The sequence below is a fragment of the Bacillus sp. AFS059628 genome (assembly GCF_002571225.1).
Taxonomy (GTDB): domain Bacteria; phylum Bacillota; class Bacilli; order Bacillales; family Bacillaceae_G; genus Bacillus_A.
Map to the genome: position 1 here is coordinate 1 of NZ_NVEC01000147.1, position 9,341 is coordinate 9,341.

A 9,341-nucleotide genomic window follows, 5' to 3' on the forward strand; every position below is an offset into this window, starting at 1 on the left:
ACCTATTGTTGTTTTTTATTATTTTTGCAAGGGAATCGCATCAAAATATGTTCTATAGTTATTAGAGAATTCAAAGTTATTTTTTGCATCCCAATTAATAGACCAAGACATTAGGCCGCGGAATGCAGGGTAGCCACTCTGATTTGAAAGCTTATACTTTCCTCCGAAAGGAATTCCTTTAATGATATAATCTAAAGCTTTTTTCATTTCAGTTGGAGAAATATATCCGCCACTTGGAGCGGCCGCTGGTGCTGCAGGAAGTCCAATCATGACTTGATCCGAACGAAGAGCTGGGAAAATGTTATTTGCATTACCACCTACAGGAAAACCATGTAAGAGCATATCTGCCATAGCGACCTCGTAGTCTGCAGTACCTTGATTGTAGTTATTACCATCCATTCCAATTCCGCTACCAGCGTTGTAGTGTTGAACGTGAATGTATGTTAGTTTGTCTTTCACTCCGTAAATAATCGGTAAATATGCACCCCATATGCTTCCATATGCGCTATATCCGCCTTGAACATAAGCTGTTTCAGGAGCCATACTTAATAGAAAATCTGGACCATAATGATCTGAGATTGTCCGAATAGCTGAAATAAGATTTACGATTTGAGGAGTCGTTGGGTTTTTGAAATTAGTGTCATTTCCGTTTAAGTAAATACCTGATTCAAGGTCAATATCTATTCCATCAAAACCGTATTTATCGATTAGAGATTGTATAGAATTAATAAAACGTTGCTTAGCGGCATTGTCAGGAAGTAGAACGACCCCATTTTGTCCACCTATTGAAAGAACTACTTTCTTTCCTTTACTTTTTAAATAAGAAATATCTGATTTGAACTCTGCATCTGTACCGTACACAGGGGCAAATTCAACAGTGGAACGATCACCACTAGTCTCACCGAAGGACACATTGATTACATCCCATTTTGGTGAAACGTCTTTTAATTTAATTATGCCAGTACCGTTATCAAAGTTATGCCAGTAGCCAACGAGTAATTTTGATCCTAAATTGTTTGCTGCTTGTGCTTGAAAGGGAGCTAGCGGTAGCAGTAAAAAAATTACTAACGTACAACAAATGAATTTGAACTTGTTTAACATATTAACACTCCTATACAAAAAAGTTGTCTAGATGTATAATCTTGTTTTTTAAAAATATCTGAAAATTCGTTCTTTTGTAAGGTGACTATAATTTTCTCAACAATTGTGTATGGGAAATTATTAAACCTAATGAAATAATTTTTTGAAGGAAGTCGAATTCCGATTGTTAAATTCAGAATATTTTGATATATTTAAAAGTATAGAAAAAGGTTTTTCACAAAATACTCTTACATAAATTTCAAAATTACGTTTGGAAGGGGATGTACAAGAGTTGGATAAAAATCTTAAGAAAGATCTAAAAATACGCCACATTACAATGATCTCAATTGGCGGCGTAATAGGAGCTGGTTTGTTTGTTGGAAGTGGTGCGGTTGTGCATTCAGCAGGGCCAGGTTCTATCGTTTCATATGCATTAGCAGGACTTCTAGTTATTTTCGTTATGAGAATGCTAGGAGAAATGGCAGCTATTAACCCGACAAGTGGTTCATTTGCAACATATGCACGAGAAGCAATTGGTCCATGGGCGGGGTATACAATTGGGTGGCTATATTGGTTTTTCTGGGTAATTGTTATTGCAATAGAAGCCACAGCAGGTGCTGGTATTATTCAATACTGGATTCCAGAAATCCCGCTTTGGTTATTAAGCCTAATATTAACGATTTTATTAACATTGACGAATGTTTTTTCAGTGAAATCATTTGGAGAGTTTGAATATTGGTTTTCTTTTATTAAAGTAATAAGTATTGTTTTGTTTCTTTGTCTTGGACTAGCTGTTATTTTAGGATTTGTACCAGGAACGGAAGCACCTGGCACTTCCAATTTAGTAGGACAAGGAGGATTTATGCCAAACGGTATCAGTTCGGTGCTACTTGGAATCACTGTCGTTATATTTTCATTTATGGGATCTGAGATTGTTGCAGTAGCTGCTGGAGAATCTGCTGAACCTGTAAAAGCAGTAAAAACAGCAACAAATAGTGTAATTTGGCGTATTCTCGTATTTTTTATTGGATCAATCGCTGTAGTTGTTACACTTCTTCCGTGGAATTCAGCAAACATACTAAAAAGTCCGTTTGTAGCGGTACTAGAACATATAGGGATACCAGCGGCAGCACAAATTATGAATTTCATCGTGTTAACAGCCGTACTTTCTTGTTTAAATTCGGGTTTATATACAAATTCAAGAATGCTTTTTTCGATGGCAGAAAGAGGAGATGCTCCAAAGGCATTTTTGAAATTGAACAGTAGTGGTGTTCCAGTTCGGGCAGTTTTATTCGGAACTTTCTTTGCTTACATTGGCGTTGTTTTTAGTTATATATCTCCAGATAAAGTATTTTTATTTTTAGTGAATGCGTCTGGCGGGATTGCTTTACTCGTTTATCTCGTTATAGCAGTTTCACATTTCAAGATACGTAAAAAAATGGGGGAAATGGAACAACAAAATTTGAAAGTGAAAATGTGGTTTTTCCCGTATGCAACGTATGTTACAATTGCCGCTATTATAGCAGTTTTAGTTGCGATGCTTGCAATTGAATCTTTACGTTCGCAGGCACTATTAACGATGCTTGTTACTGTTCTTATAATCATTTCTTATTTTATTTTTAATAGAAAGAAAAATAGTACAGTGTTGAATTCTAAAAGTAAGAATGAGGAATCTGTTCGCTTCTAATTTCTTGTTTTAGAAGAGAGTTACACCCAATCATTGCTAGAAAAGAATCATATATAATCATAGAAACAAGTAATTACTATTGTCATAGTGAATATAAACTTTTTTCTTGACTTTTTATACGAAGGCGAGCAAAATGGTAAAAAAGGAAGGGGGATGATGATGGAAGAGTACGTATTAGAGCTGTATAACCTGTTATATACGACAGAATGGCAAGATATTGTTTCGTTTCTAGGAATCGTATTTTGCATGAAAATTGTAATCGTATATATGGAAGAGCAAGGTATGTTCTATTCCTTCTCATCCCCGTTCGATATGCAACGCGAGCCGTTGCTAAACTATGCCAATGTGAAATACGAACAAATTCCTTTTGTTATTTTCTTTATGATTCGATTTATAACAGCAATTGTAAAGAAAAAGGAAAGTGACGATGAAGAGTGCCACTCAACTTGTAATATAGCGAACGTTTTTTAAGCTAAATACAAGGAGGAGATTTATATGTGGTTTCGATTTCTTATGATTGGTTTCTTTTCATTAACAGCAATTTCATTAATGGGTTATCAAGTATCTGAAATTTTTCAAGCATATAGCGATACGTTTTTTAACAAAAACTAATCGCGTTGCTATTTGAATAATAAAGCGAAAAAATCCTTCTTAAGAAGTTTTATTAAGAAGGATTTTTTCTTTGTCTTATCTTGCTGTGTCAAACTATTGTCACATTTACACTGTGAATAGTATGTTAAAATAGTGAGGTTACGTATACATATTTGAAGGAAGAGGGAGTGACCATTTTGGTGGATCAATCAACAAATCAGAAAAGCTATGCTCCTATTGTGATAACGCTTTCTGTAATTGTAAATGCGATTATTTTATTTTTGTTCTTTGGACCTGTTGGCTATGAAGGAGAATTACATTTTGATGTAACAATTTTACCAATGTTAAATGCAATTTTTAATAGCTTTACGTTCGTATTCTTATTAGCAGCTCTATACTCTATTATTAAGAAGAATGTGAAAATGCACCGTGGTTTCATCCTGGCAGCATTTACAACGACGTTGCTATTTTGTGTTTCTTATTTATCGTATCATTACTTAGCGCCAGCAACACATTTTGGCGGAGAAGGATTCATTAAATATGTGTATTTCATCATTTTAATTACACATATTATCCTGGCAGCAATTATTGTACCGCTTGCATTGTTTGCACTTGTATTTGGTTTTACAAATCAATTAACACGTCATCGTAAAATTGTGCGTTGGACGATGCCGATTTGGTTATATGTAAGTTTATCTGGTGTTATTGTTTACTTAATGATCTCACCTTATTATCAATAAAAAATCTCAGCCTGTAGGCTGGGATTTTTTTGTTAGGCAAATATTTTTGTGAAATGAAAAAAATATGGTATACAAAAGTATAGTTACTTTTCATATAGAAGGGATGGTAAAGGGATATGCAAAATTTTGTATTTCGTAATCCAACGAAACTTATTTTCGGTAAAGGGCAATTAGAACAGTTGAAAACTGAAATTCCACAGTTCGGTAAAAAAGTTCTTCTCGTATACGGGGGAGGCAGTATTAAAAGAAACGGTATTTATGATAATGTAATTTCTATTTTAAAAGATATAAATGCAGAAGTATTTGAATTGACAGGCGTTGAACCGAATCCACGTGTATCAACTGTAAAGAAAGGAATTCAAATTTGTAAAGATAATGGTGTTGAATTTATTTTAGCAGTTGGTGGAGGAAGTGTAATTGACTGTACGAAGGCAATTGCTGCTGGTAGTAAGTACGATGGAGATGTATGGGATATTGTAACGAAAAAAGCTTTTGCTAGTGAGGCATTACCATTTGGTACTGTACTTACGCTTGCAGCAACAGGATCTGAAATGAATGCTGGTTCTGTCATTACAAACTGGGAAACGAATGAAAAATATGGCTGGGGTAGTCCAGTTACTTTCCCGCAGTTTTCAATTTTAGATCCAGTTCATACTGCGTCTGTGCCGAAGGATCAAACAATTTACGGTATGGTAGATATTATGTCACACGTATTAGAGCAATATTTCCACAACGGAACAAATACAGAACTACAAGATCGTTATTGTGAATCTGTTTTAAAAACAGTAATTGAAACGGCTCCTAAGCTTTTAAATGATTTAGGAAATTATGAGCATAGAGAAACCATTTTATATTGCGGTACTATGGCGTTAAACGGCATTTTAGCGATGGGAGTTAAAGGAGACTGGGCCACTCATAATATTGAGCATGCAGTTTCTGCGGTTCATGATATACCACATGGGGGTGGCTTGGCGATTTTATTCCCGAACTGGATGAAGCATGTTGTAGATGAAAATGTAAGTCGTTTTAAACAGTTTGCTATTCGTGTATTCGATGTAGAAACGGATGGAAAGACTGATCGAGAGATTGCGTTAGAAGGGATTGAGGCGTTACGTCAGTTTTGGACTTCAATTGAAGCGCCGGTAACATTAGCTGATTACGCTATTGGAGAAAACGAAATTGATGTAATGGCGGATAAAGCGATGGCTTATGGCGAATTTGGTAACTTTAAAAAATTAAATAAAGACGATGTTTTAAGCATATATAAAGCTTCCCTATAAGTGAAGCGAGTAAAGGAACCCATTTGATATAACAATCAAATGGGTTTCTTTTTTGTTGTTTATAACTGTTAGTGACTGATTTTGATTATTTATGAATGTTTACGGTTGATTTTTGTGATCGTTTTCATTATACTGTAATCAAAGAAGAGGTGAATAAAATGTTAACTCCTGAACGTCATCAAATGATATTGCAACTTGTAAAAGAGCAGAAGGTTGTTAAATTACAACAATTAGTAGAAAGAACAGAAAGCTCTGAATCAACAATTCGTCGTGATTTAGCGCAATTGGAAAAACAAAGGTTATTAAAAAGAGTCCACGGTGGTGCAGCTGTTTTAACAGGAAAAGGACAGGAGCCGACGATGGTTGAAAAATCATCCAAAAACATTCAAATAAAACAACAAATTGCGAAGTATGCCGCTAGCATTGTTGAACAAGGTGATTGCATTTATTTAGATGCAGGAAGTACGACATTTGAAATGATTCCATTTTTAATAAATAAAGATGTTACTGTCGTTACGAATGGACTTATGCATATTGAAGCTTTAGTTGAAAATAATATTCGTGCATATTTACTAGGCGGAATGATGAAAAGTAGGACGAAAGCTTTAATTGGTGCTATGGCACAGGAAAGTATGCAAAAGTATCGCTTTGATAAATGTTTTTTAGGCGCAAATGGTGTACATGAACAGCTTGGTTTTACAACTCCAGATCCAGAAGAGGCATTATTAAAACAAATGGCATTAACATTAGCGAACGAAGGATATTTCTTAATTGATGAAAGTAAGTTTTCAGAAGTTGCGTTTGCGAAAATTGCCAATGTGGAAGAGGCAAATATTATTACAAACCATTTAGAAATTGATTTAGAAAAATATAAAAGACAAACCAATGTAATTGAGGCTGATAAACAATGATCTATACAGTTACTTTAAATCCATCTATTGATTATGTAGTACAAGTTAATTCCTTTGATTTAGGCACAGTAAATCGAGCTGAGAAAGATATGAAGTTTCCTGGAGGAAAAGGGATTAATGTTTCTCGCGTTCTCCATCGTTTAGGTGTGGAAAATGTAGCACTTGGATTTACTGGTGGATTCACCGGTCAATTTATTAAAGATGTATTACAGGCGGAAGGTGTAACGACAAACTTCGTCCAAGTAGACGGGGATTCCCGAATTAATGTGAAAATAAAAGGGCAAGAAGAGACAGAATTAAATGGGCAAGGTCCTAATGTGACAAATGAGCAATTTGAACAATTAATGAAACAAATCGAAAGTATGAAGCAGGGAGATTGCGTTGTGCTAGCTGGAAGTGTACCTGCATCTATCCCAACTACCTTTTATGAATCAATTGCAGCGCTCGGAGCTGAAAAAGGTATTCGCGTAGTAGTCGATGCGAGCGGAAGTGCACTGCAGCATGTAATTAAAAATAAGCCATTTTTAATAAAGCCTAATCATCATGAACTTGGTGGGTTATTCGATGTAGAGATTTCAACAGTAGAAGATATTTTACCGTATGGAAGAAAATTAATCGAACAAGGTGTAGAGCATGTGATCGTGTCAATGGCAGGAGATGGAGCTTTATTATTTACAGCAGAAGGTATATATGAAGCAACTGTTCCGAAAGGTGTTGTAATTAACTCGGTTGGGGCAGGAGATTCTCTCGTTGCAGGATTTGTTGGTAAATATGAACAGACAAAAGATATTGAAAAGGCATTTCAATATGGCGTTGCAACAGGGAGTGCAACAGCATTCTCAGCTGATTTATGTGAAAAGGAAAAAGTAGAAGAATTATTGTCGCAAGTAATCGTAGCTAAGCGATAGGGGGAAGCAACATATGAAAATTACAGAACTATTAAAAAGGGATACAGTTATTATGAATTTGACAGCTTCAAATAAAGAAGCTGTCATAGATGAATTAGTTGAGAAATTAAACGGCGCAAATCGTTTAAATAGTAAAGTGGAATTTAAAGAAGCTATTTTAAAGCGGGAGTCACAAAGTACAACTGGAATAGGGGAAGGAATTGCAATCCCTCATGCGAAAACAAAAGCTGTTAAGCAACCAGCGATTTGTTTTGGTAGAAGTGTAAGCGGTATCAATTATGAATCGCTTGACGGGCAACCAGCTCATTTATTTTTTATGATTGCTGCAAGTGAAGGGGCGAATAATACTCATTTAGAAACGTTATCGCGTCTATCTACATTATTAATGGATGAAGGATTCCGTAAGCAATTATTAGAAGCAAAGGATAAAGAGGAACTTCTTCGTTTGTTTGATGAAAAAGAAAATGAAAAAGAAGAAGAGGTTGAAGTTGCAAAACCAGAAGGAAATGAACCGTACGTATTGGCAGTTACGGCTTGTCCAACTGGAATCGCTCACACGTATATGGCTGCAGATAGCTTGAAAGCAAAAGCAGCAGAGCTAGGAATCGTAATTAAAGTTGAAACGAACGGATCAACAGGTATAAAAAACGGTTTAACGAAAGAAGACATTGAACGAGCAACAGCTATTATCGTAGCAGCAGATAAACAAGTAGAAATGAACCGTTTTGCTGGGAAGCATGTCATTCAAGTACCAGTCGCTGATGGGATTAGAAAAACGGAAACACTTCTGAATCGAGCTGTAAAGCAAGATGCACCAATCTTTAAAGGTGTAGAAGAAGATGGAAAGGCAGAAAGTACGGAAAAAGAAAAAGGATTAGGAATTTATAAGCATTTAATGAACGGCGTAAGTAATATGCTTCCATTCGTTGTTGGTGGTGGGATTTTAATCGCATTAGCGTTTTTGTTTGGTGGTATAAAGGCGGAAGGTCCTTTAGCTGAATTGTTCATGTCTATTGGAGGAGGGAAAACGGGGGCGTTTTTATTCCTTGTACCAATTTTAGCTGGATTTATTGCAAGTTCTATTGCTGATCGACCTGGTTTTATGCCTGGTGTTGTAGGTGGATTTTTAGCAGCGCAAGCAAATGCGGGGTTTTTAGGTGGATTAATTGCTGGTTTCTTAGCTGGATATGTTGTTGTAGGATTGAAAAAATTATTTTCAGGATTACCAGTACAGTTAGAAGGAATTAAACCTGTTTTGTTATATCCAGTCTTTGGATTGTTAATTACAGGAGTTGTTATGCAAAAAGTAGTAAACCCACCAGTAGTAGCATTAAATGAAATGCTAACAGGATGGTTAAATGGTTTGAACGGTACAAATGCTATATTACTAGGTCTTATTTTAGGCGGCATGATGGCAATTGATATGGGTGGCCCGATTAATAAAGCTGCATTTACTTTTGGTATTGCTGCAATAGAAGCGCAGAACTTTGGTGTACACTCTGCTGTTATGGCTGGTGGTATGGTACCGCCATTAGCGATTGCATTCGCAACTACTGTCTTTAAATCAAAGTTTACTGAAGCAGAACGTAAATCTGGTTTAACAAATTATATTATGGGCGCATCGTTTATTACAGAAGGTGCCATTCCATTTGCTGCGGCAGATCCGGTTCGAGTGATAGTAAGTTGTGTTGTTGGTTCAAGTATTGCGGGTGCATTATCTATGTTATTCCAAATTACATTACCAGCACCGCATGGTGGGTTGTTTGTTATCGCATTAGTAAATAAACCGGTGCTATATATTTTCTCGATATTAGTAGGGACAGTTGTTTCAGCTCTTATGATGGGGATTTGGAAAAAGAAAATTAAATAACATATGTAAAGGGGGTAGCTTTTATGAGCTCCTCCTTTTTATTACAAAAAAAGAGGTTAATAATTGGAGAATGATGAATTTTGGTAAAAGATGTAATGAAATATGATTTTTTTGTAACAAAAAAGTAACACTGTAATTTTTTCTGGAAAAAAATTCTGGTGCTTGTATGTGGAAAATATATGAAAACTATTGAAGATTCTATTGGAAATGGGATTCGTTAATATGGAAATTTATGTTACAACTCATTAATCGCATATTACGAATGGTTTGTAAT

Annotated in this window: 8 protein-coding genes; 7 read left to right on the plus strand and 1 reads right to left on the minus strand. The window is 35.6% G+C overall.

All coding sequences use genetic code 11. The features are described 5' to 3' along the window. Positions 1 to 18 precede the first annotated feature (18 nt). Positions 19 to 1,101 carry a chitinase gene (locus tag COL05_RS30480; RefSeq protein WP_098671323.1) on the minus strand — a complete coding sequence of 361 codons (1,083 nt, stop codon included), beginning with the start codon at positions 1,099 to 1,101 and terminating at the stop codon, positions 19 to 21. A 271-nt stretch (positions 1,102 to 1,372) separates the two neighbouring features. Here COL05_RS30480 and gabP point away from each other — a divergent pair, with 271 nt between their 5' ends. From gabP to COL05_RS30525, 7 genes are all read left to right on the plus strand, one after another. Next, a complete protein-coding gene (gene gabP, locus COL05_RS30490; RefSeq protein ID WP_098671324.1) occupies positions 1,373 to 2,767 on the plus strand; it encodes a GABA permease in 1,395 nt (464 codons plus the stop codon). 159 nt (positions 2,768 to 2,926) lie between these two features. Continuing rightward, on the plus strand, positions 2,927 to 3,238 hold the full coding sequence (locus COL05_RS30495) for a hypothetical protein (protein WP_098671325.1): 312 nt from the start codon (positions 2,927 to 2,929) through the stop codon (positions 3,236 to 3,238). Positions 3,239 to 3,555: 317 nt separating this feature from the next. Then, complete coding sequence (locus COL05_RS30505; RefSeq protein WP_000228314.1) at positions 3,556 to 4,098, plus strand: DUF420 domain-containing protein; 543 nt, start codon at positions 3,556 to 3,558, stop codon at positions 4,096 to 4,098. A gap of 116 nt (positions 4,099 to 4,214) precedes the next feature. Next, positions 4,215 to 5,378, plus strand: a complete 1,164-nt coding sequence (locus tag COL05_RS30510) for an iron-containing alcohol dehydrogenase (protein ID WP_098671326.1) — start codon at positions 4,215 to 4,217, stop codon at positions 5,376 to 5,378. Positions 5,379 to 5,536: 158 nt separating this feature from the next. Then, positions 5,537 to 6,289: a DeoR/GlpR family DNA-binding transcription regulator gene (locus COL05_RS30515; RefSeq protein ID WP_000957277.1), complete on the plus strand. Its 753-nt coding sequence runs from the start codon at positions 5,537 to 5,539 to the stop codon at positions 6,287 to 6,289. Continuing rightward, positions 6,286 to 7,197, plus strand: a complete 912-nt coding sequence (gene pfkB, locus COL05_RS30520; RefSeq protein ID WP_098671327.1) for a 1-phosphofructokinase — start codon at positions 6,286 to 6,288, stop codon at positions 7,195 to 7,197. Before COL05_RS30515 ends, pfkB begins: the two co-directional genes overlap by 4 nt. A 13-nt stretch (positions 7,198 to 7,210) precedes the next feature. Beyond that, on the plus strand, positions 7,211 to 9,067 hold the full coding sequence (locus COL05_RS30525; RefSeq protein ID WP_098671328.1) for a PTS fructose transporter subunit IIABC: 1,857 nt from the start codon (positions 7,211 to 7,213) through the stop codon (positions 9,065 to 9,067). Positions 9,068 to 9,341: the final 274 nt, after the last annotated feature.

Excerpts from the sequence above, each read along its gene's own strand:
- COL05_RS30480 (WP_098671323.1), bottom strand. The coding sequence starts at position 1,101 with ATGTTAAACAAGTTCAAATTCATTTGTTGTACGTTAGTAATTTTTTTA.
- COL05_RS30495 (WP_098671325.1), top strand. The coding sequence starts at position 2,927 with ATGGAAGAGTACGTATTAGAGCTGTATAACCTGTTATATACGACAGAA.
- COL05_RS30510 (WP_098671326.1), top strand. The coding sequence starts at position 4,215 with ATGCAAAATTTTGTATTTCGTAATCCAACGAAACTTATTTTCGGTAAA.
- COL05_RS30515 (WP_000957277.1), top strand. The coding sequence starts at position 5,537 with ATGTTAACTCCTGAACGTCATCAAATGATATTGCAACTTGTAAAAGAG.
- pfkB (WP_098671327.1), top strand. The coding sequence starts at position 6,286 with ATGATCTATACAGTTACTTTAAATCCATCTATTGATTATGTAGTACAA.
- COL05_RS30525 (WP_098671328.1), top strand. The coding sequence starts at position 7,211 with ATGAAAATTACAGAACTATTAAAAAGGGATACAGTTATTATGAATTTG.